Raw genomic sequence first — 20,946 nt, 5'->3', positions numbered from 1 at the left:
TACCCTTTCTTGGTCGCATTTACACCCGCTTTTTAAGGCGAATTGCTAATAATTTTGGTATGTAATCAAACGGAATAATTCACCTCAAAATGCTGGAAATCATGAAAGTCAGACCTGCCACCACCTTCTATTGGAAAATCACCCTTTTGGTCGCTATTGCTATGCTGCTCGATGGCATTGGCGGGGTGATGCGCGCCGAAGCCGGCAAGGAAGTGATGCTGCACCTAGGCTACCCAGAGTATGTGCTCAGCATTTTTGGAGTGGCCAAACTACTGGGCGCCATGGCGCTAGTGCAAACCACGTTTCACACTATTAAAGAGTGGGCGTACGCCGGCTTCACCTTTAATTTCCTAGGAGCCTTTGCCTCCCGCGCCTTCGTTGGCGACGAGTTGAGCCTGCTGTTGCCGCCGCTGATTGCATTGGGCATTATGCTTTTTTCTTACTTCCTCTGGAAAAAGCATGAACAGCGAAAATCAGCGCATCCTACGTCTATGACCTTAACTACCTCTGAAAATTTCAGCTCCCAGGCCGCCTAGCAAATACGGATACCAAGCACACACAGCTACTACCATCTCTAATCATACTTACTACAATGAAAAAGTCGAAGATTATCTACTGGGTTTTCACTGGCCTGCTGGCCGCTTTGATGACCGCTTCTGCGATTCCAAACATCATGAGCTCGCCCGAAAGCGTGGCGTACTTTAAGTTTCTGGGGTACCCGGCCTATCTGCTGCCTTTTCTGGGCGTAGCCAAAGCGCTGGGCGTGGTAGCCATCGTGACGCCCGGCTTCTATCGCCTCAAGGAATGGGCCTACGCGGGCTTCTTCTTCGATCTGGCAGGCGCCTTGTATTCGCACATTGCCATCGGTGTTCCGGTTAGTCAGTGGGCTCCTATATTGATTGGCTTCCTGATTATCGGCGGCTCTTATCTGTATTCTCACAAGCTGCGCAAAGCCCCCGCCCAGTCCGCCTCCACTGACGACGCTTCAAGATTAGCTGCTCAGGCCTCATAGTGCGCCTAATACCAACAGTTTGTAGCAGCAAAAGCCTCGCTCATATATCGAGCGGGGCTTTTTTGTAAGGAATGAGCGACAATCAATGCGCCTTCACAACTCCTTCAGGGCAGGTTACGAGATGCTAACCCGCTGCTGAAGGGCTTTTTTGGGCTGGAAAAGCCCCCCAGCCCCTTATTGTTAAGCACGCTGAGGCCGTTCGCTGGCGGCTTGGCGAAGAGTCGGATTGTATATCGAAAAAGGCTATATTTAAAGTAGGTAAGAGAGATGGGAGGATATGAGCCTCAACCCCACGCCCCTAGCAGCGTCGCGGGTTCCTTGCACTTGCAGGGCAAACACATGTCGTTTGAGAAAGGCATGAACTACAATCAACAGCCGAAGCCAACAGATCCTATTTAGCCTTGCGAGGAAGGGCTTCCGCTCATCAGCCGGAGACAGTACACACTTCCATAAACCAAGCTCAAGCCATGGAACTACAACTGGAACAAATTCGGGAGCAGCAAAAAGAGACGTGGAACAAGTTTTCGCCGGGCTGGCGAAAATGGGACGACTTTACCATGAACTGGCTCAGGCCCATGGGAGAGGAAATTATCCGGGCGCTGCAAATAAAGGAAACGGATATGGTGCTGGATGTGGCGGCCGGCACCGGAGAGCCCGGCCTGAGCATAGCCCGGCTAGCCAGCAAAGGCAAAGTGGTTATCACCGATCTGGCCGAAGGGATGTTGACCGTAGCCCGCGACAAAGCTGCCAGTCAAGGCATTACCAACTACGAAACCGTGGTTTGCGATGTAAGCGAACTGCCCTTCGATGACGAAACCTTTAACGCAGTCAGCTGCCGGTTTGGCTTTATGTTTTTCCCGATATGCTTATGGCGGCCCAGGAAATGGCGCGGGTATTGAAGCCCGGTGGCCGGCTGGCCGCGGCCGTTTGGGGCACACCAGATAAGAACGTTTGGGTCACCGCCATCATGGGCACCATCAACAAAAACATGCAATTGCCGGCTCCAACTCCCGGCGCCCCGGGCATGTTCCGCTGCGGCAGCCCGGGCTTCCTGGCCGACTTATTCCGGCAGGCGGGCCTGAAAAACGTATCCGAAAAGGAAGTAACCGGCCAGATATCCTGCGGCTCTAACGATAATTACTGGACCTTCATGAACGAGGTCGCCGCGCCGGTGGTAGCCGCCCTAAGCAAAGCCGATGAAGCCACTAAGCAGACAATCAAGCAGCAGGTATTTGATTTGGTTGACCAAAAATACCCCGACCATAAAGCCGCACTCGACTTTGGAGCCGTGATAGTGTCCGGGGAGAAATAAGCGCCTTGCATAAAACCCAAACGGCCGCCCTATTTGTGGTAGGACGGCCGTGGGTACGTACTGCGGAGTAAAGCGGTAATGCTTAGTCGCACACACCGTCGGGGCCGCAGGTGGCGCCGTCGGCTATCAGTATGGGCTTGGGGTTACTTTCTTCCCACACTTTTTCTAATACTTCCAGAAACACTTCCTTAGGCTGAGCACCCGATACGGCGTACTTATCGTCGAAGACGAAGAAGGGAACGCCGCGCACGCCAATCTGCCGGGCCTGGTACTCGTCGTGGCGCACGTCTTGGGCGTAGGCGTCAGTTTGGAAGAGTTGGGCAACTTCCGCTTCCGGCAAACCTAGCTCCGTACCAAGCTGGGTGAGGGTGGCAGCGTCATCAATGTTGAGGCCCTCGGTGAAGTAAGCATAGAGAATGCGCTCCTTGGCCGCATCCTGGCGACCGTGGGCGGCGGCCAGATGAATGAGGCGGTGAGCATTGAAGGTATTGGCGGGAATGGTTTTGTCAAAGTTGAAGGCCAAGCCCACTTCGGTGGCCGTTTGGGCCATTTGGCTGTTCATTTGGCGGCCTTGGGCCACCGACATTCCTTTGCGCTCAGCCAAAAGCTCGTGAATGCTTTGGCTGGGGTTAGTTTTCATATTAGGGTCGAGTTCGAAGCTGCGCCACTGCACCTGCACATCCTGCTGGGGGGCAAATTCGGCCAGCGCCGCTTCAAACCGCCGCTTGCCGATGTAGCAAAACGGGCACATTATATCAGACCAGATTTCGACTTTCATATGCGAGGAAATAAATAAGGAGAGGAGTGGATATAAGCGCGCTGGGGGCAAAAAGTTTACGTTTCGAGTACGGAGCAGCGGATAGCTGTCCATTCTGTTTGCTAGCCACGTATGCTATCCTCTATCTACTGAGCCACCTCTTACCTCCGGAGCGAATCACACACCTGCCTTAGTATCAATATCCAAGCTGATCAGGGGAGTGCTTTGCCTTGGCGCTTTAGCCATAAGCTTCTAATAACCCGTATGTTATCTATTATCCCGCAATCTACTTTGCTATCCTATGCGATACTATGGCTTAACATTATTGCCGCTTTGTACTCTGCTTGCAGCTGGTGTGCTGGGACCGTGTCAGCAGTCGGGGCAGGCACCAGTGGAGGAGCAAGACAGGGCCGATACACTCGCCGTAGAGCCCACAGCCGTATCCGACAGCCTATTTTTGGGCTTGGTTTTTCCGTACGCGCCTCCCAAGCCCTCCGGGCCGGTCACGCAGGCGGCTTTGCTCATGACTCGGCAGGGCGCGCCTATTGAGCGTGTCGTTTTGGGCAGCTTCGATGGCCGGGCCACCGTGCTCGACAGCCTAGCGGAGCGGCAGTTTCCGGAAGGTGCACTGCTCGGCTTTCGGGCCTACAACATCGATTCCGGCACCGACGTAGCCGTGCTCCGCGCTAACGATACAACCTTGCACGTGCTCAAACGTCCAGTGCAGAACGATAAAGCCACCGCCAAATTTGACCTGATCAAACGAATACCCATCGCGCCCGGCAGCCGCCTCCGACTGGTGCGCTAACCAGGTGCTGTTGATTATTATTTGCTACTCGCAAGCTCCCAAGCTGAACAGCTAGCCGTTGCCTTGGTATATAAAAAGCCACTTACTGATAGTAGTAAGTGGCTTTTTTGGAAAGTCAATTAATCATGAGCCAAGCTAGCTTACACTTGCGCGGCTTGCTTGTTGATGTTGCCTTCAGCGATGCGCGTCAGAATTTGGTCGGTCTTTTTTTCTTCCTCCAAGCTGGTGTGCAAGAGGCTAGCTATTTCTTGCCGACCTAGCTGCCGGGCCAGAGCAATGGCCGTACCGTAGCTGGCTATTTCGTAATGCTCAATCTTTTGGGCACCGCCAATCAAGGCCGCGTCTAGCACTTCGGGCTCGGCGTCTTTGTGCATGGCCTTCTCGCCGTCGGCAATCAGGCCTTTCATGCCCGCACTAGCGTCACCGTCAGGATCGATGCCGAGTATTTGGGCGGCTTGCTTCAGGCGCTCTACCTGCTGCTCCGTTTCCTTCATGTGCAGCTCAAAAGCTTCTTTCAGCTCCTGGTTTTCGGTTTTCTGTACCATGCGGGGCATACCGCCCGAGAGCAATAGCGTTTCGGCACTATGCAAGCACTGAATTTCGTGGGTCAGTAAGTCTTCTAAGGTTCTCAAATCAGCCATAATAGTAGGTTTTTGGTTAGGATAGATGGTCGGAAACTATCAGTACCTACGGTCTCTCCGGCAAGTGGTTCCGAGTGTCGAGCTAGATACTGATGCCGACCTCAACTGTAGATTCTGCCTCGTTAACCCTGCTCCGGACCGTATTTTTATCCTCTCCTTTACCATACCCGACCCCAAAAGTTTTAGCCCAAAAAAGCCCCCCAGCTTAACTGGGGGCTTTTTACTTACCTACTCTAAACTCGCTTGTGCCTGTGCCGGGCGTACCGCTATTCGATAAGCCCTCTACGGACACTCGAAACGTGCTGACGTCGTCGGAGGAGTAGAACGACACCTGCGTTTGGCCCGTGGCATCGGTGCGCAGGTTGGGCGCCCAATAGAGCGTGGTGCTGCGGTAGTCGGGGCGCGGCTGCGCGGGCTTGGCAGCGCCTTCGTAGCGCGGCACATAAAACTCGCGGGCTTTGTAATAGGCCGGCAGCACCGCCGTCACGACGCCGAGGGCAGGAGCTTTGGAATAGTCATAGTTGTTATTGCCGCGCTTGGTGAAGATGGCAATAACGCCCGCCGCGCCCCGGCTACCATAAATAGCCGCCGAAGCACCTTTCAATACTTCTATAGTCTCGACATCCATCACTGGAATCGAGTTGATAGCCGTCACATCAACCGGAATACCGTCCAGAATAAACAATGGCGCACTAGACCCCATGATAGACGAGGCACCCCGAATCTGCACCTGAAAATCGGGGGCGCCGCCCACCGTTACGCCTGCAACCCGCCCCTGTAAGAGTTGCAGTACGCTTTGGAAGGAGCTGCTGCCCGGAATATCATCTGGCTTGAGCACCGCATCGGCGCGGGAATATAGGCGGCGGGCGTCGGTAGGGGGCGGCGTTTTGCGACCTTCCACCGTCACGCCTTTTAATAGAATAGTCTTGGTCGTATCGGCTCGGTATTGGCGCTGGGCGACCAGCTGCTTTTTGCTTTGCTCTAGGTACGCTACCACGGCCGGCTGGGGCTGCGGGGGCAGCGGCCACGAAAGCGCCGTAACGGCCGGCCAGCGCGGATTCAGCTGTATAAGTAGGTTGCGGCCACCCTTGGGGGTATTGGCCTGCACCACTACCCGGGCCGTGTCTTTCCCCTCAAAGCCGCCCACCACAAAGGTGCCGTCGGTATCGGTATTGGCTACAGCCATACCCCGGCTGGGCCCTGCCTGAAAAATGGTGAGCTGACTAACCCCGGCCGCTTTTTCATTGGGGCGCACCACCTTGCCGCCAATGCTCAACGTTTGCTCCAAAGCAAACGGCCTGGGGGGCTTTTTGTCGCTGAGCAGCTCTTGCCACACAAATCGGCGCCAGCCCTGCGTTAGCATCAGGTTGTCGAGGTGCTGGGCAGTTTCGAGGGTTTTATTCAGAAAGTAGTAGCCCGGATTCTCCACGTAGCCCCGCAGATCGGAGGTAAGCAGCAGGTGGGTCAGAATGGTGGTTTCGGGGCTTTCGGCTGCGCCGGTCGCTTGGCTATTGGTAACGGCCATTGAGAGTTGAGCGGCCACAGGCTGGCCTGCGCCATCGGTTACGGCCACCGTCAAATTCACTTTCTCGCGAGGGGCGTATGAGGCTTTGTCGGGCGTAATACGCACTTGCAAGCCCGGCTGGGAGTCAACAAATGCCAACCGCTCGCACTGAGGTGCGCCTTGCCCATCGAACAGAGTGAAGTGCGCTACACCGGTCGGAAACTTAACCTTCGCAATACGCGCCGCGTAGCCTTCATTGCCCGTGAGCTGGCCCTTGGCGGCGTAAGCCATAGTGCCGCGCACGTGCGCTACCAGCGTTACGTTTTCTGCGGCAGCCGGCGCGGCGCCCGCTTGGCGCTGCACTCCCACAAATACAAAGTCCTTGGTCTGGGTTACTTTCATCACGAAGCCAGCGGGAGCCACGGCAGGTAGCGCATACTCGGCACGCGTACCATCTGGCAGCACTGCGGCGGCCTTGTATTGGCGGCCGGGCTGGGGCGTTAGCAGCACGGTACCCATGCCCGCGTGCGCCGTTTTGAAGGCGCTTACTGCCTGCCCCTGATCGTCGGTGAGCTGCCCGCTTATTTCCACGCCGCGGCCGTAAGCATCAGTAGCTTTGAAGGCTACCACGGTTGGCAGCCCGGCCACCATATTGCCGCCTTCAGGGAAAAACTGCACATCGGTTTTGGGCGCGGGTGCGGGGGCCGCTTTGCGAGCAGCAGGCCTGACGCCGCGCTTGCCATTGCTGCCAGCAGCCGATGCCTCGGGGCTGCTAACCTGCCACACGGGCAAGCGCTTAAAGAAGAAATAATCGGGGCTGAAGTTGCGCATCCAGTTGGTGTAGGCGCGCACCGTGTAGGCACCCTGGGCCAAGGTGTCGGCCAGCTCGAAGTCGGCGGCGGCTGTGCCTTGGTTTAGACGCAGTACGCGCTGGGCTACCACACGTTGGTCGGGGCCAATCAGGTCCACGTATAGCACCCGGCTTACCGTATCGGGCCGGTGCAGGGCGCCATCCACCACGTAGGCCTTCAGCCAGATGGTTTCCCCGATGGCGTAAAAGTCTTTATCGGTATGCAAGTAGCTCTTTTCGGGAAAGCTGCTCACGTAAAATCCCTGCAAACGATTAGCGACGCGGCTTAGAAAATCGTCGGCTGCGGAGAGCTGAAAGCCAGCTAGAACGAGGAGCGTTAAACCAAGAAAAACACGTGCTGCTACCAATTTTACACTTTGCATAAGATCTAACTAAGAATAATAAGTATAAAAGCGTCTGAATATAGATGAATAGTAGAAGGTTTTGCTGGTTTATTCCTGTCGCGATGTAGTTAATATGCTTCCTAAGCTGAGCTGGGGGGCAAATTTGGTGGCCGGCTTGACTGTGGTTAAGCTTGTGTAAGTCAGCAGAAATGCTTTGTTTGACTTATACTTCAATGCTGTATTCATTGCTGTCGCCTATGCTAATGCCGCGCTCTATGGGTCGTTTGGCCCGCGGGTGGTACTACTGCCGCAAGTAGTTAACCACCATGCCGTAGCCTCACCATTACTCCCCGTCGCGGCGGGGTAGCAGGCCTGTCACCCTTCCTGAAATCGTACTGGGGGGCTTTTTTAGCTCTTGATCTTCATTCTAAGACCCACCTCTTCAAGCCTTTGCAAACAGCCAACCTCGGGCATGAGGTGCTGGCAGACGCAGCTAGGCGAAGAGGCTCTAGCCTGTAAGCAAGCTTAACAGCACCGCGGACGCCGACAGCGTTTTTCAGGAATAGTTTGGCAAATGGTAAACTATTGACCACCGTAAATGGTAAATACTCTGCGCATAAAATTGAGCTTACGCGCAACGTATCTACCACCCATCCCACTACTCTATGAAAACTGCTTTTGCTTTTGTTGTGGCCTTGGCCGCGGGCCTCTCGACGGCCGCTGCCCAAACCGGCAACTCCTCGGGCGCTTCCTCTTCCAACCCCGAAACGTCGGTATCGAATACTTCTCCCGCCAAATCATACCCACCCAAGAAAAACACCCCAACCCGGGCTCAGAGTCAGCAATCAACTAAGACTCAAAAGGAAACTTTAGCACCTGAAAATCGCACGAGCCCTACTGGTACTATGTCCGAATCGAGTCGGCGCATCCTGAAGGAAACGCGCCCCGCCTCCACCGGCCAGGGAAGCGGCACGGGGTCCGGCAATCAAGAAATGGTTGATAAAAACTCCAAGCAGCCAGTTCGTAAGGCGCCGCTGCCCGCCAACAAAGTTGGCGGCGCGGGCGGTACTACCAGCTAAGCTTAGCCAACAATAGAAACAGAAAAAGTGCCGGAAAACGATTTCCGGCGCTTTTTTTTGCGCTACGCTCGGCAGGCAAGCTTACATCTGCCGCAGCCAGGCGCTAGCCGTATCAATGCTATCAAAGGTGAAGACTAAGGGGCCTACTTCGGGCGCGTGTTGGATAGTAAGGTCGGTGGAGAGGCGGCTGTAGAGATTTGGCGAATACACCCAGGCAAAGTACTGCAGGCCCGCCGCAGCCATGGCTGGCAACCACACCTTTCCGCCCCACTCCGCCGCATCCGACCACATAGCTTCTACTCGTCGGTTGTCATTCAGCACTTTGTGGCACTGCTCCTGCTTCAGGTACACGAGCATTCTCTCCGCTCCTGCCTGCACCGACTGCAAATCTTGATCCTTCTGCCAATCTACATACAGCCACTCGTTGGCGTAATCGTAGGAAATAGTAATATGCTCATCTTCAAACAGTACATGAAGGGCCATGAGAAGCAATTAATCAACGTAGTGGGCAAAATAGCCCTCAGGTAGCCCCAGCTAGTGGAGTACCCTGGAAATCCACAGTGGACGAGAACCGCAGGTAAAAGTTGTTCACTGTTGGGTTTGTTTCAGCAATAAGTCAATAAACCACAACTTACCTTGGATTTTAATGCCTTTTATATGATTGATAGCCTAAAAGCCAATATCTAACACTAAGGGCTGCACCTCCCATTGCCGAGTGCGAACGTTATAAATAGTACGGGCACCTACTTCCAACGGCGTACGCAGACGCATCGGGTTGAATACAAACGAAACGTCGAGGCCGGTAGTGAGATAGTTTCTGCGTAGGGTTTGCTCGCCCTGATTTGTTTGTACTGTGTTCTGACCTGAGGCCACATCTATAAAGCCCGTGGCTTTGATGCGCTGAATATAAAGCCAGCGCCCCAGCGTCCAGTGCGTATCGGCTACGGGCAGGCGGTACTCTACGCTGCCCGTTCGTAGCTTATCGAAGCTCACATAAGATTGGCCGCGCGGATAAAAGATGAGCGAGTTGAACTGGTACTGATCCTGATCATGCTCCTGATAGCCGCCGCGCAAGCGCAGCGAATGATGCTTGAGCAAGCCCGGAAAATACAAGCTGCCTTGCACGCCCCACTGCTCGCTTTGCAAGCCGGCCCGGAAAGGAGTAGTACGCCACACCGCGGTTAGGCTTTGGGCCCAGCGAGGCGCCACGTCGCGCCGACTGCGCAGTAGCTGGTGGTAATAGCTGAGGCTATACTGAGCCACGTGCAGGGAGCGGCCAAAACCAATTTCCGTGATTCGGCGCCGGGGTAAGTCGTAATCGCGCACTTGTTGCTGGGTGTAATGCGCACCCAACGTCAGGCCTTCCAGGTATTTGGACCGTGTAAAATTGAGCGGCAGCCTCACTCCCGTAGTAAACTGCGTATAGCGCCACTGGTCTGATACAAGGCTGTCTATGGGTGAAACTCGATCTAGGGGAACCGACGTGCGGCGGCCGCCGTGCTGAACACTGAAATCGAGCACGGGCAGAAAACCTTGGTAGCTGAGGTCGGCCGACACATTACCCACGCGCTCCGACTGGTCGTAGCCCACGCCCGCTACGGCCACGGTGGTGCTCAGCAAATCCTGGGAGCGCACTCCTAAGGTTACGCTTTGACCGTTCGGCGATTGTACCAAGCCCCAGCTAAAGACATTAAACAAGTGACCAAACGGATTGTAGCGCGCTACGGCCAAGCTGGGCTGGGTGATGCCCGAGTCGGGCAGCACGGCTCCGATGGTGCGCGCACCGGGCTCCTGGCTGAGCAGCGGATCGGTGTAAGCGGCGGGCTGTGAACGCACCGCGGGCACCACTTGCCAGCGCGCCGGCTCCAGCGGCATTTCCGCGATACGAGCCCCTTCTACCCTAAAATCATGAAAAGCCAGACGTTGACCGTCGGGCGAAAGGGCTGCGTGATAGGCTCCTAAAGGCCGCGAGGTAACCTGCGAAACCTGCCCGGAGGCAACGTCTACCGCGTACACATTGTCGATACCCGACTGGGGCGAATTGTAAAACACAAAATTGCCCCCCGGCTGCGGATGACTCAGATTGTCGTTGGTGACGGGCAGCAGCTCACGAATCTGGCCGTTGTCGGTATCAATCAGGGCCAGGGTTTTGCCCCCCGGCTTCAGCATAACTACGGCCACGGTGCGCTGGTCGGGTAGCCAGCGGGGCTGAAGGTAAAAGTCATTGTTGAGATTGGGCAGCACCCGCTCTTCCTGGCCCGAACGGGCACTGAGCACCACCAGGCGGTTTTGGTAGGCGGTGTCGCTGCGCACGGCAATCAGACGCTGCCCATCGGCGGAGAGGGCCGCGGCAGTGTAGCGGCTGCGGCGGGTAAGGTGCCTGAGTTGGCCAGAAGCCAGGTCGAGCAGCCGGATTTCGGAGTACACCCGCTGCCCCCAGCGCTCATCGTAGCGAAACTCCAGCCAGCAAGCTTGTCCTCCACCCACCGACAGCATCTCGGCGTTATTAACCAAGCCCTGTACAAACACCTTCTTTTCCCGGCCTTGCTTGCTGAGTAGCACCAGCTGAGAAATGTCGCCCAGCCCGGTTTTCACGGCCAGCACTGTACTATCAGTTACGTACTGCGGGTACTCGTATTGGGTGAAAATCTTGGGGTTGGCGGCTACTGGGAAGGTAGTGGCCGTGGTGAGTTGCAAATCCTGTTGTTGGGCCCGCCAAATTGAATCTACCTCTGCCATGGAGCGCTGGTACAGGCCCTCGACCCGTATTCCGGCCGTCCGGCGCAGGCTATTGGAGAAAGAAAAAGGATAAACCGGGAAGCGATAGAATCGGTTGAGCACGCTGCTCCAGGCCGTAGGGCCGTCGGTGCGCTTGAGGTTCGTAGTCATGAAATAGCCCAGCACGTAATGGTTGGGCACATTATCACGAAAAGAGCCCCCCACGGCCTTGCTGTAATTGAAGCGGCGCCCCGCCAGCAGGTTGGCCCGCAGACTCAGATCAAAATTGGGAATACGGCCCCGGCCGCTACGGGTAAGCAAGGTTTCGGTACCAACGGCGTCGCCTTCAAAAAACCAATCGGGCATACCGATGGCAGCCGTGCTCAAGGCACCGTTGCCAAACAGCTTGTAGGCGAAGCCCGTCAGGCCCTGCAAACCCTTATCGTACTGCACAATGTGGCGGAACTCGTGCACAGCCAGCTGGTCGAGCCAGTCGATTGTACCGGTCAGAAAGGGGTTTTGGGGCGGGGTGGTGAAAAACTCGGAGCGCCGAGGCAGCACAGTCGCGAAGCCGTTGCCGATGGTCGTCTGGGTTTGCAACACGACCGTCAGTGGCCGGGGCTTGCGCTCCAGCGAGGCACTTACGGGCTCATACACTTGCTCTAGACGCTGGGCAGTGCGTTGGGCCTGCGCCGCGAACCCCGTTGGGTACAACACCTGGAAGTGAGGCGTGCGCACCTGGTACCACCGCAAGGCAGACGGATTCTGATCCAATAGCGGCAGGGTTTGGGCCTGAACGGGGGGTAAATATGCGGCCAGCAGAAGAAAAGCGCCCGGCAGAAAGTGTTTCAGCATCATGCAGTTTTGATTACTGCAAGAAACTCCACTACTAGCCGGAAAGCAAGCCGGATCCGACCTCACCGGCCAGCACTGGTATCGTTCTATTTGCCCCTGAAACTGTGCGCAGCTAGACCCATGCTCCTTGCATACCCGACTAGGTTCAGCAAGCTTTAATCCTCTATAAGAAGCTTACCTCAAACAATTTACAAAAAACAGCACATCATAGCTTCCAAGTAATGCAACTAATCAAAGGCAATTTGGCTCCTGCTGCTATCTGCTTATTTAGTGAACAGTACGTATGCTATTTCGCTTATTCTCCTGTGCGTGCGTTGTCGTGGGATTAGGCATGGGGAGTTCTAGCACTTACCAAATTGTCCCCCAGCCAACATATACCCATTGGGTACTTACCACTTTGGATGGCAAACCCTTGCCTGCTTCAAGAGTTGGAACACAGCCTTTCCTTGTCCTGCCGGCTGATGGTGAGCCTCAGCAAAACCCATATAAGGGCTCATTTCAGCCCCCAATCACGGAGCGACTAAGGCACTTGCCGCGCGTTATCAGCGCGATGATGCGCTCCAACGACGAGGCTATCGAAACGGAGTTGCGCTATTTGAGCGTGCTAGAGGAAACCACCCGTTTTGAGATAGCTAATAACACCCTGCTGCTGTATGCGGCGAGGCAGAGTACGCCGGTAGCCACATTTACCACCGGCCGACCTTTGTAGCGGTTATGAATAGAGAAGTGCCGTGAGCGGGCTATACAGCTACCTTTATCGTTTTATCAGCGTGCTGCAGCCAGGAGCAGGCTGCGTCCAGATCATCGAACGTAACGATGGTAAGGCCAGTGGCGCAGCGCAAGGTAGAATCGATAGCGAAGCGGCTATTAAAGTCGGTGGCGTACACCCAAGCCATATAGGTCAGACCGGTGGTAGCGAGTTGCGGAAACAATTGCTTTCCCAGCCATTGGGCTGCCTCTGCCCAATTGCCGGTAGCCTGGGTGCTGTCATTCAACACTTTGGTATAATTCGACAGGGGCAGGTGCTGCAATGCGTAGTTACAGCCATCCTGGATTACGTCCAGACTTTGCTCGCCCTTCCACTCAACATACAGCCAATGATTATCGCCGTCGTGCCAGACGGAAAGATAGGAAGCCTCAAAAAGCGGATGCAACGCCATAAAACAAACAAAAAAAGATGGCTAACAAGCTGAATAAGACACTTCTAATAGAGCAGAACGCAAGATAGCCAGGTAATCCTTAACGTCCTTTTGTTGACTTAACGTTAAATAAGCAACGACGACGGATGTGCCTCACATTTTTCGAGCCAGGCATACGCGGCTACCAAATCATTGAAACCGACTACAACAGGGCGAGTAATTCGCAGAAACGTAAGGTCGGTGGAGAAGCGGCTATTAAAGTCGGGGGCATACACCCAGGCCATGTACTCAAGGCCCACGCCTGCTAGTTGCTGCAGAAACCCTTGCTCTACCCACCCTCTAGCCTGCGCGCTTATGCTGGTCACGCGGGTATTATCATTCAGAATTTTGCTGCAATGCTCGGCCTGTAGGTGCAGCAAAATTTGCTCGCTTCCCCGCTGCAAGGTCTGCAAATCCTGAACGCCAGCCCAATCAGCGTACAACCACTGATTGCGACTATCATACGATATAGTAAGGTGCGGCTCGTCGAGCAGCGTAAGCAGGCCCATTTTATGTATTATTGAACAAAAGCAATATCATGAAAACAATAACAATGCCTGTTCTTTTCACTCTAAAAGTAAGCAAGCACTGCTATCTACCCTAAGCATTCCAAAGCAAATCAGAGCGGAAAAAACCAAAGGCTCTTACTATTCACACGCGCTAGCAGGTTTATATAATCATACTATAGCCCTAGGCAAACGATCGACCAAATCTCTTATTGAACTAGTTTCAACTAATTATTTATTATCGAAAATGAGTTTTGAGCTAATTAAGGCTGATTTAAGCGTGGTTACATTCTAAGAATTTATCTAAATCAGAAAGTGAATTAATTCAATTAACCAGTGAAGCCATTATTGCCCTTTCCAATTCTTCAATGATGTCCTCCTATAACTAGTTGTTCATATAGGTATCCTGCAAAATGTGACCGAGCATATACATGTGCTCCTTAATGAATAATTGAACTATTTACGATGTGAAAGGTTGATTGGATGTTCTGTTGCAAAAAATATTCTTCCATTTTTCACCGTAGCGGGGTCTGACAGTTAAGCTTAGAGGCTCACTCAGTTTTATTGGCTTGAGAAGCTACTGTTGAGCGTCCGGTTGGGCACCCGCTACGTACATTAGCGCATGATACGTCACTTGAAATTTTACTTATTAGGCTTACTGCTGGGAGCAGTAGCCTGCTCCCAGAATCGCTCGGATGCCCAACCCACCCGCTCCACGGCGGGTAAGGCACCTACCAACCTACAGGGGCTAGCTGTGGCCACCTTCGCTGGGGGGTGTTTTTGGTGCACTGAGGAAGTGTTTGAGGAGGTACGCGGCGTGCGCGAGGTCGTATCGGGCTACGCGGGTGGCCCCGAGAAAAAGCCAACCTACGAGCAAGTAGGCCGTGGGCAAACTGGTCATGCCGAGGCTGTACAGATTTACTACGACCCCAAGCAAGTAAGCTACGTCACGCTGCTTGATGTTTTCTTCCGCGCCGCCCACGACCCTACTACCCTCAACCGGCAAGGACCCGATGCAGGCACACAGTACCGCTCGGCGGCTTTCTACCGCACTCCCCAGGAGAAAGAGCAAATTACGGCAGCTATTAAGCGCGTAAATGCTGCTAAGCAATACCCAAACCCTATTGTGACGCAGGTAGCGGCTTTCACAGAGTTTTGGCCCGCCGAGGACTATCATCAGGGCTACTACCGGCTGCACCCCAACGACTCCTATATACAGGCAGTATCTGCGCCTAAGGTGGAAAAATTTCGAAAGATGTTTCCGGAGTTGCTTAAAAAGCCTTTGTAGCGTTATATATAGAGTGTAACTCAACGAAAAAGCCCCCCACAGCAAACGTGGGGGGCTTTTTTGATATATAAAAAAGGTTATCTAATCTGCGCTAACGTCATTTGTAAGCTTGTGCAGAAATCTATCCTAAGCTGCGTAAACTTAGAGCCCAGTATGCTGAAACTCTGTTTTACTGATAATCACCTTAGTCTGGACACATTGTAGTGGCTCTGTACGCCCTGTTGGGCTTTTCTTCTCTATGGCTTTACCTGCTTTTACCTCCAAGCTGCCCGACGTAGGCACCAGCATTTTCACTGTGATGTCGCAGTTGGCGGCTGAGTGCGGAGCCATTAATCTGGCGCAGGGCTTCCCTGACTACGACCCGCCGGTGGCGCTGACCGAGGCCTTGGCTCGCCACGCCCGCACGAGCGGCCACCATCAGTACGCACCCATGCCGGGTCTGCCACGTCTGCGGGAGCTGATCAGCCAGAAAACGGCCCAGCTCTACGACGTTTTGCCCCCCAACCCCGATACGGAGATTACCATTACAAGTGGGGCTACGGAGGCACTGTACGCTGTACTGGCCGCCGTAGTACGGCCCGGGGACGAGGTGCTCGTGCTTGAGCCAGCTTATGATCTGTATGGTCCGGCCATTCGGCTGCAAGGCGGCATTCCGGTATACGTACCCCTGCGGCTGCCTGACTTTCGGCCCGATTGGGAGCGGGTGGCCGCGGCCCTTACGCCGCGTACTCGTTTGTTGCTCATCAACACGCCCCACAACCCAACCGGGGCCGTGCTCACCGACGACGACTGGCAGCAGCTCGCCCGCTTGCTCGCCGACTCGCCTACCCTGCTGCTCAGCGACGAAGTGTATGAACACATGACTTTTGATGGACTAGCACACCGGAGCGCGTTGCACTACCCGGCCCTGGCGGAGCGCAGCTTTGTTTTGTCTTCATTTGGCAAAACCTACCATGCTACGGGCTGGAAAGTTGGCTATTGTGTGGCTCCTCCCCTGCTGACTGCTGAGTTGCGGCGCGTGCACCAGTTTGTGACCTTCAGTGTGAGTACGCCTACCCAGCACGCCCTAGCTGATGTGCTCGCCGACGCCGACCACTACCATACGCTGCCTACTTTCTATCAGCAGAAGCGCGACTTATTCGTGGAGCTGATGGCCCCCACTGGCTTTGAGCTGCTACCCTCGCAGGGAGCTTATTTTCAGCTGGCGCGCTACGCAGCCATTGTGCCCAATGAAAATGACGTCAGCTTTGCGCGCCGGCTTACCCGTGAGGCACGAGTAGCGGTGGTACCTGTATCAGCTTTTTACCACGATGGAACTGATCATGGGCTTGTTCGCTTTTGCTTTGCCAAACGGGAAGAAACGCTCATTGCTGCCACTAACCGATTGCTAGAGTGGGAAAGTGTCACTATATAGTTTAAAATTATATAGACATTATACCAAAATCAAAGTATTGTCGTATATAGGGCTTTCAAAGTACATCGCGCGCCGAGCACCCCGATCTCCAACCTGACCTCATTACACACCTGTGGCTGACTTAACTGTTTCTTTTATCCAAGCCAATTTGGAGTGGCACAATCCGGAGGCCAACCGAGCTGGGCTGCTTCGCTATATCCAGGATATTCCGGTGCCTACGGATCTGATAGTGCTGCCGGAGATGTTTACGACGGGCTTCTCCATGAAAGCACCGGAACTGGCCGAAACCATGGATGGTCCCAGCGTGGCGTGGCTCTTGGCCGCTGCTGCCACTCGCAATGCAGTGGTAACGGGCAGTTTAATTATTCGCGAAGACAAGAAATACTACAACCGTCTGATTTGGGCGCGCCCCGACGGGACGCTCAGCTACTACGACAAGCGCCATTTATTCCGGATGGCGGGTGAGACTAAGGTATACGCAGCTGGTACTAAGCTACTAATAGAGGAGTGGCGCGGCTGGCGAATTTGCCCCCTGGTGTGCTACGATTTGCGTTTTCCCGTTTGGAGTCGCAACCCGGCCACTGCCCCCTACGACTTGCTGCTGTACGTTGCCAACTGGCCGTCTGTGCGCCGTATGGCTTGGATGACGTTGCTGCGAGCTCGTGCCATCGAGAATATAGCCTACACGATAGGGGTAAATCGGGTGGGAACTGATGGCAACAATCACACGTATGCCGGCGACTCTGCTCTTATTGATATGTGCGGCGAGTATCTGGTAGAAGTAGGAAACCAGGAAACTGGCATTACCCGCACCATTCGCCGCCGCGACTTAGACGAATTCCGGGAGCGTTTTCCAGCCCTACTCGATGCCGACGAGTTTGTGATTGGTCAGCCGGTAGCGGCTGGCATCAAGTAGCACGCTGGGAGCAAAAGCAACCGTCAACGCCTTGCTTATTAGCGCACTAACAGCCGTTTCACTATTGCAGCTTCACCGTTCGTACTTTCGGCGCGCACCAAGTACACGCCCGCCGCTAAGCCGCTGAGGTCGAGGGTGTGACGACGAGCGGGCTCCGCAATGGTGCGGATATGGCGGCCCGTCAGGTCCAGCACGGTAAGGCGGACTGGCTGGGCTGCTTCGATGCTGGTGCTAGTGGTGGCCGGATTGGGGTAGAGCTGCAACCCAAGCGCGAATTCGGCGGCCGGGTTGGCGCTCAACACTCGCCCACGAGCGGCAAAGGCTATGATACCACCACTTTCTAGCCCTACTAGTAGTTCCGGAGCGCCGTCGCCATTGAGGTCAGCGGCTATGGGAGCTACCCGATTTTTAGCTTCTGAGCCCCGCTGTACGCCTAGGCGCGTTGCCCGATACTCATTGAACAAGCTGCTGTATATCAAATTGACACGACCTACGAAGGGCGTAGCGGAATTTGAAAGCTGAGTACGGAAGTCAGCGAATAAGCGCAGTTCACCATTGGCGTCGGCGATAAGTAAATCAGGGCGGCCATCGCCATCTAGGTCGGCGACGGTGGGGTGCAAATTGCCCGCTGCGCTCTGAATCTGTCCAAACGAAGCGGATACTAGCTCGAAGGCCTGAGTTAGCGAAGCCCCACCATTGTGGCGATAGTACTGAATACCATAGCGCGGCGAGCCCGATGGCGCCGTATTCACATTGGTTCCTAATAGCAGATCCACATTACCGTCGCCGTCTACGTCGGTAAAGCAGGGCGCATCGTCGGCACGGTTGGGCAGGTTAGTCAGCGCTACGGCCTGATTTATATTAAATACGACTGGCCAGCCGGCAGCTGCTTGGTTCAGCACATAAAATACCTGACTGGCAGTGCCATTGGTCGCCGAAAAAGCCATATCCAGGGCACCATCGCGGTTCAAATCAACCAAAACGGGCTTTAAGCTGGTGTATTTCTTATCGCCTAAGGCCAGATAATCATTGCTCACAAGTTGAAAATTGGGCTCTGCCGCGGTGCCAATATTGCGGTAATAATGCAGAAACGCGGCGTAGCCGGCGGCACGGCGGTCGGTGCCGGCCACCAGCATATCGGGCAGGCCGTCGCCGTCGAGGTCACCAAAAGCGGGTGCAGCGGCCTCACTCACCTCTATCATATCGGCCTGCAAGAAATCAGAATGCCGCAGGGTAAAGCTTGGGACAGAGGTAGTGCTACTATTCTCGTACAGCCGCACCGTTTGCGCCGTGGATACGCGGTCGTGGTTGTCGAACAAGGCGGGCGCAGCCAGCAAATCGGGGCGGCCGTCGAAAGTCACGTCCAGATAATAACCGGCGGGAAAATTTGTGACGCGCACGGGAGCAGTGCCACTGGGAAAAGTAGCGTTTAGGCTGGCCGCAGTCATATTGGCCGCCAGAGCAGTGCCTAAGTTGGTGAGGCTGACTAGATCGGGACAGCCGTCGCGAGCGGTGAGCACATCTAGGTCGCCGTCGCCATCTAGGTCGAGGGCCAAAAGATTAGAGCCGGTGGTGTGGGTGGTTTTGCCCCCCATACAGGCATCAGTGCCAAAGGAGAAGGACGTGCAGCCCGGCAAACAAACCGAGAAGTTGCCCCAGCGGTTGGTTTCCTGCCGAAACTGGAGGCCTCCGCACGCGGTGGCAGTGTTCAGATACAGCTCTACCCGGCTGCTACTGCCAAAGTCATAGGTCAGAATATCCAAGCGCCCGTCGCCGTTCACATCCTGAATAGCCGGCAGATTGGAGCCCCCCGTTACGATGTTGCCGCTGTTGACGGCCGTATTGAAAAAAGTAAGCTGGTCGCTTACCGGCTCGAAGGTAGGCTGTCCGTTCGGGCCGGCTACATTGCGGAATACGCGCACGTCACCGCCATTGGCGAAGGTGAAGATATCGGGGCGGTTGTCGCAATCATAGTCGCGCAGCAGCACCCAGTTAAGCAGGCCAGCGGGAAATAAGGCTTCGTATTCGGGTGCGTATTGCCAGGCTCGGCCACCGGCTACGGCCACGTTGAGATAGGTAAGCGAGCGGCTGGTTTGCCGATCAAAAATATAAAGGTCCTGTTGGCCGTCGTTGTTGAGGTCGATAGCGGAGAACTGCGGAGAATTTAGCCCCCCAGCCCAAGGGTTAGACAGGGTCTGGGAGCCGTGCGTTACTTTTGCCACCGCCCGCTGCTCAAACCCAAACGGCATTCCCGATTGCGCCGCTGCTTGGAGCACTGGCACACCTATTAACAGTAATAAAAACCAGCGAAAACGGACAAGTAGCGGCATAGTAGACAAGTAACGTCTAATAACCCAACATTAGTCCTTTAAGTTATAACTAATTAAGCATGAAAGACGTGACGGCGCTCTACGCCCGGTTTCAGCAGTGTTCAGCCGTCAGCACCGACTCGCGGCAGCCTCAGGAAGGCACCCTGTTTGTGGCGTTGAATGGGCCGAATTTCTGGGGACGCGATTTTGCCCCCCAGGCCCTAACCAAAGGCGCCCGCTACGCCGTAGTGGACGACGCCGACCTAGCCGCCACCGACCCCGACCGTTACTCTTACGCGCCCGACCCGCTGGTGGCTTTGCAGGAGCTAGCGCAGTACCATAGGCGGCAGTTGGCCATTCCGGTACTGGCTATTACGGGCTCCAATGGTAAAACCACTACCAAGGAGCTGCTCTACAGTGTACTAAGCCGGAGCTACCAGGTGCAGTACACTCGCGGCAACCTGAACAACCACATTGGCGTGCCACTCACGCTGCTCACCATCCGCCCCGAGGAGCACGAACTGGCTATTATAGAAATGGGCGCCAACCATCAGGGCGAAATTGCTATGCTGAGCCAACTAGCCGAGCCTACGCATGGGCTGATTACTAATATCGGCAAAGCTCACCTCGAAGGTTTTGGCGGAGAAGAAGGCGTAGCCAAAGGCAAAGGCGAACTATTTAATTTTCTGGCCGCTACCGGCGGCATAGGATTCGTGAACACCGCCGACCCTAAGCTGCCGACTTTGGCTGCCGCCGTTGGTCAGCGCATCACCTATCCCGGCCCCACTGATACTTACCCCGCTGAGTTGCTAAGCACCGCGCCCATGGTAACACTGCGCCTGTTTGATGGCACTACCGTAGAGGCCCAAATTACGGGCGGCTACAACTTCCCGAACCTTGCTGCAGCGGCGGCGGTGGGGGGCTTTTTTGGCGTACCAACCACCGACATAGCTGCCGCGCTGGCTAGCTACGCGCCCACTAATAACCGCTCGCAGCTTATGCGCACGGCACACAACGAAATCATCCTAGACGCTTACAACGCCAATCCTTCTTCCATGGCCGCCGCGCTTGGGAGCTTCGCGGCGCGAACTGGTGAGGGGCAAAAAGTGGCTATTCTAGGTGACATGTTTGAGCTTGGCACCGAAAGCGAAGCAGAACACCGCGCCTTGGGTGAGCTGCTTGCCAAGCAGAGCATAGATACTATTCTCCTTTGCGGCACCGACATGCGCCACGCCGCAGCTGTCAGTGACAATTTTCATTACTTTCCTACCAAAGCCGAAGCTGCTACTTGGCTTCAAAAAAGTCCCCCAGTAGGCTGCCAGATTCTGGTAAAAGGCTCCAGGGGCATGGGGTTGGAAACGTTAGTGGCGTTGCTTTAGTCAACAAGATTTTCCTTCAACAAAAAAGCCGGCCACGCATAGGATTCGTCCCTGCGTGACCGGCTTTTGTTACAAG

At 54.9% G+C, this 20,946-nt stretch carries 19 protein-coding genes; 11 read left to right on the top strand and 8 right to left on the bottom strand.

All coding sequences use genetic code 11. From position 1 onward, the window contains the following. The first annotated feature begins 101 nt into the window (after window positions 1–101). The 4 genes from ACW9KT_RS03105 (at window position 102) to ACW9KT_RS03090 (ending at window position 2,324) form a co-directional block, all read left to right on the top strand. Complete coding sequence (locus ACW9KT_RS03105) at window positions 102–536, top strand: DoxX family protein (protein ID WP_457077927.1); 435 nt, start codon at window positions 102–104, stop codon at window positions 534–536. A 56-nt stretch (window positions 537–592) separates the two neighbouring features. Next, on the top strand, window positions 593–1,012 hold the full coding sequence (locus tag ACW9KT_RS03100) for a DoxX family protein (protein ID WP_457077926.1): 420 nt from the start codon (window positions 593–595) through the stop codon (window positions 1,010–1,012). A gap of 467 nt (window positions 1,013–1,479) precedes the next feature. Further along, window positions 1,480–1,911, top strand: coding sequence for a class I SAM-dependent methyltransferase (locus tag ACW9KT_RS03095; protein WP_457077925.1), 432 nt, complete (start codon window positions 1,480–1,482; stop codon window positions 1,909–1,911). Beyond that, window positions 1,881–2,324, top strand: coding sequence for a hypothetical protein (locus tag ACW9KT_RS03090; protein ID WP_457077924.1), 444 nt, complete (start codon window positions 1,881–1,883; stop codon window positions 2,322–2,324). Before ACW9KT_RS03095 ends, ACW9KT_RS03090 begins: the two co-directional genes overlap by 31 nt. Before the next feature lie 82 nt (window positions 2,325–2,406). On the opposite strand, the gene ACW9KT_RS03085 is transcribed toward ACW9KT_RS03090, so the two are convergent. After that, window positions 2,407–3,102 carry a DsbA family oxidoreductase gene (locus ACW9KT_RS03085; RefSeq protein WP_457077923.1) on the bottom strand — a complete coding sequence of 232 codons (696 nt, stop codon included), beginning with the start codon at window positions 3,100–3,102 and terminating at the stop codon, window positions 2,407–2,409. Window positions 3,103–3,436: 334 nt separating this feature from the next. Between ACW9KT_RS03085 and ACW9KT_RS03080 the strand changes: the two genes are divergently transcribed. Continuing rightward, window positions 3,437–3,889, top strand: coding sequence for a hypothetical protein (locus ACW9KT_RS03080; RefSeq protein ID WP_457077922.1), 453 nt, complete (start codon window positions 3,437–3,439; stop codon window positions 3,887–3,889). Window positions 3,890–4,029: 140 nt separating this feature from the next. On the opposite strand, the gene ACW9KT_RS03075 is transcribed toward ACW9KT_RS03080, so the two are convergent. Together ACW9KT_RS03075 and ACW9KT_RS03070 are read right to left on the bottom strand one after the other, a co-directional pair. Next, window positions 4,030–4,530: a YciE/YciF ferroxidase family protein gene (locus ACW9KT_RS03075; RefSeq protein ID WP_457077921.1), complete on the bottom strand. Its 501-nt coding sequence runs from the start codon at window positions 4,528–4,530 to the stop codon at window positions 4,030–4,032. Between the two features lie 220 nt (window positions 4,531–4,750). Beyond that, window positions 4,751–7,267, bottom strand: a complete 2,517-nt coding sequence (locus ACW9KT_RS03070; protein WP_457077920.1) for a TonB-dependent receptor plug domain-containing protein — start codon at window positions 7,265–7,267, stop codon at window positions 4,751–4,753. Between the two features lie 626 nt (window positions 7,268–7,893). Here ACW9KT_RS03070 and ACW9KT_RS03065 point away from each other — a divergent pair. Then, window positions 7,894–8,307 (top strand): hypothetical protein, encoded by a 414-nt coding sequence (locus tag ACW9KT_RS03065; protein ID WP_457077919.1) that lies wholly within the window; start codon window positions 7,894–7,896, stop codon window positions 8,305–8,307. A gap of 81 nt (window positions 8,308–8,388) precedes the next feature. On the opposite strand, the gene ACW9KT_RS03060 is transcribed toward ACW9KT_RS03065, so the two are convergent. Both ACW9KT_RS03060 and ACW9KT_RS03055 read right to left on the bottom strand, forming a co-directional pair. Then, a complete protein-coding gene (locus ACW9KT_RS03060; protein ID WP_457077918.1) occupies window positions 8,389–8,790 on the bottom strand; it encodes a hypothetical protein in 402 nt (133 codons plus the stop codon). A gap of 186 nt (window positions 8,791–8,976) precedes the next feature. After that, a complete protein-coding gene (locus ACW9KT_RS03055; RefSeq protein WP_457077917.1) occupies window positions 8,977–11,883 on the bottom strand; it encodes a hypothetical protein in 2,907 nt (968 codons plus the stop codon). Window positions 11,884–12,163: 280 nt separating this feature from the next. Between ACW9KT_RS03055 and ACW9KT_RS03050 the strand changes: the two genes are divergently transcribed. Next, on the top strand, window positions 12,164–12,589 hold the full coding sequence (locus ACW9KT_RS03050; protein ID WP_457077916.1) for an META domain-containing protein: 426 nt from the start codon (window positions 12,164–12,166) through the stop codon (window positions 12,587–12,589). A gap of 31 nt (window positions 12,590–12,620) precedes the next feature. On the opposite strand, the gene ACW9KT_RS03045 is transcribed toward ACW9KT_RS03050, so the two are convergent. Together ACW9KT_RS03045 and ACW9KT_RS03040 are read right to left on the bottom strand one after the other, a co-directional pair. After that, window positions 12,621–13,040 (bottom strand): hypothetical protein, encoded by a 420-nt coding sequence (locus ACW9KT_RS03045; RefSeq protein ID WP_457077915.1) that lies wholly within the window; start codon window positions 13,038–13,040, stop codon window positions 12,621–12,623. Between the two features lie 104 nt (window positions 13,041–13,144). Continuing rightward, window positions 13,145–13,567 (bottom strand): hypothetical protein, encoded by a 423-nt coding sequence (locus ACW9KT_RS03040; protein ID WP_457077914.1) that lies wholly within the window; start codon window positions 13,565–13,567, stop codon window positions 13,145–13,147. A 619-nt stretch (window positions 13,568–14,186) separates the two neighbouring features. Between ACW9KT_RS03040 and msrA the strand changes: the two genes are divergently transcribed. The 3 genes from msrA to ACW9KT_RS03025 all read left to right on the top strand — a co-directional run bounded on the left by msrA (window position 14,187) and on the right by ACW9KT_RS03025 (window position 17,182). Continuing rightward, window positions 14,187–14,852 (top strand): peptide-methionine (S)-S-oxide reductase MsrA, encoded by a 666-nt coding sequence (msrA, locus tag ACW9KT_RS03035; RefSeq protein ID WP_457077913.1) that lies wholly within the window; start codon window positions 14,187–14,189, stop codon window positions 14,850–14,852. 238 nt (window positions 14,853–15,090) lie between these two features. After that, window positions 15,091–16,266, top strand: coding sequence for a methionine aminotransferase (locus ACW9KT_RS03030; protein ID WP_457077912.1), 1,176 nt, complete (start codon window positions 15,091–15,093; stop codon window positions 16,264–16,266). A 112-nt stretch (window positions 16,267–16,378) separates the two neighbouring features. Continuing rightward, a complete protein-coding gene (locus ACW9KT_RS03025; protein WP_457077911.1) occupies window positions 16,379–17,182 on the top strand; it encodes an amidohydrolase in 804 nt (267 codons plus the stop codon). 38 nt (window positions 17,183–17,220) lie between these two features. Here the strand turns inward: ACW9KT_RS03025 and ACW9KT_RS03020 are convergent, their stop codons facing one another. Then, complete coding sequence (locus ACW9KT_RS03020) at window positions 17,221–19,512, bottom strand: FG-GAP-like repeat-containing protein (protein WP_457077910.1); 2,292 nt, start codon at window positions 19,510–19,512, stop codon at window positions 17,221–17,223. 59 nt (window positions 19,513–19,571) lie between these two features. Between ACW9KT_RS03020 and ACW9KT_RS03015 the strand changes: the two genes are divergently transcribed. Beyond that, window positions 19,572–20,870 (top strand): UDP-N-acetylmuramoyl-tripeptide--D-alanyl-D-alanine ligase, encoded by a 1,299-nt coding sequence (locus ACW9KT_RS03015; protein WP_457077909.1) that lies wholly within the window; start codon window positions 19,572–19,574, stop codon window positions 20,868–20,870. Window positions 20,871–20,946: the final 76 nt, after the last annotated feature.

The sequence above is a fragment of the Hymenobacter sp. HD11105 genome (genome assembly GCF_054051685.1).
Note: the sequence above shows the minus strand (reverse complement) of the source record. Positions and strands in the feature narration are given on the sequence as shown.

Bases quoted from the DNA above. Each gene is read 5' to 3' on its own strand.
- ACW9KT_RS03065 (WP_457077919.1), top strand. From the start codon at position 7,894: ATGAAAACTGCTTTTGCTTTTGTTGTGGCCTTGGCCGCGGGCCTCTCG.
- ACW9KT_RS03040 (WP_457077914.1), bottom strand. From the start codon at position 13,567: ATGGGCCTGCTTACGCTGCTCGACGAGCCGCACCTTACTATATCGTAT.
- ACW9KT_RS03100 (WP_457077926.1), top strand. From the start codon at position 593: ATGAAAAAGTCGAAGATTATCTACTGGGTTTTCACTGGCCTGCTGGCC.
- ACW9KT_RS03060 (WP_457077918.1), bottom strand. From the start codon at position 8,790: ATGGCCCTTCATGTACTGTTTGAAGATGAGCATATTACTATTTCCTAC.
- ACW9KT_RS03055 (WP_457077917.1), bottom strand. From the start codon at position 11,883: ATGATGCTGAAACACTTTCTGCCGGGCGCTTTTCTTCTGCTGGCCGCA.
- ACW9KT_RS03070 (WP_457077920.1), bottom strand. From the start codon at position 7,267: ATGCAAAGTGTAAAATTGGTAGCAGCACGTGTTTTTCTTGGTTTAACG.
- ACW9KT_RS03090 (WP_457077924.1), top strand. From the start codon at position 1,881: ATGGCGGCCCAGGAAATGGCGCGGGTATTGAAGCCCGGTGGCCGGCTG.
- ACW9KT_RS03085 (WP_457077923.1), bottom strand. From the start codon at position 3,102: ATGAAAGTCGAAATCTGGTCTGATATAATGTGCCCGTTTTGCTACATC.
- ACW9KT_RS03045 (WP_457077915.1), bottom strand. From the start codon at position 13,040: ATGGCGTTGCATCCGCTTTTTGAGGCTTCCTATCTTTCCGTCTGGCAC.
- ACW9KT_RS03050 (WP_457077916.1), top strand. From the start codon at position 12,164: ATGCTATTTCGCTTATTCTCCTGTGCGTGCGTTGTCGTGGGATTAGGC.
- ACW9KT_RS03015 (WP_457077909.1), top strand. From the start codon at position 19,572: ATGAAAGACGTGACGGCGCTCTACGCCCGGTTTCAGCAGTGTTCAGCC.
- msrA (WP_457077913.1), top strand. From the start codon at position 14,187: ATGATACGTCACTTGAAATTTTACTTATTAGGCTTACTGCTGGGAGCA.
- ACW9KT_RS03095 (WP_457077925.1), top strand. From the start codon at position 1,480: ATGGAACTACAACTGGAACAAATTCGGGAGCAGCAAAAAGAGACGTGG.
- ACW9KT_RS03075 (WP_457077921.1), bottom strand. From the start codon at position 4,530: ATGGCTGATTTGAGAACCTTAGAAGACTTACTGACCCACGAAATTCAG.
- ACW9KT_RS03105 (WP_457077927.1), top strand. From the start codon at position 102: ATGAAAGTCAGACCTGCCACCACCTTCTATTGGAAAATCACCCTTTTG.
- ACW9KT_RS03020 (WP_457077910.1), bottom strand. From the start codon at position 19,512: ATGCCGCTACTTGTCCGTTTTCGCTGGTTTTTATTACTGTTAATAGGT.
- ACW9KT_RS03030 (WP_457077912.1), top strand. From the start codon at position 15,091: ATGGCTTTACCTGCTTTTACCTCCAAGCTGCCCGACGTAGGCACCAGC.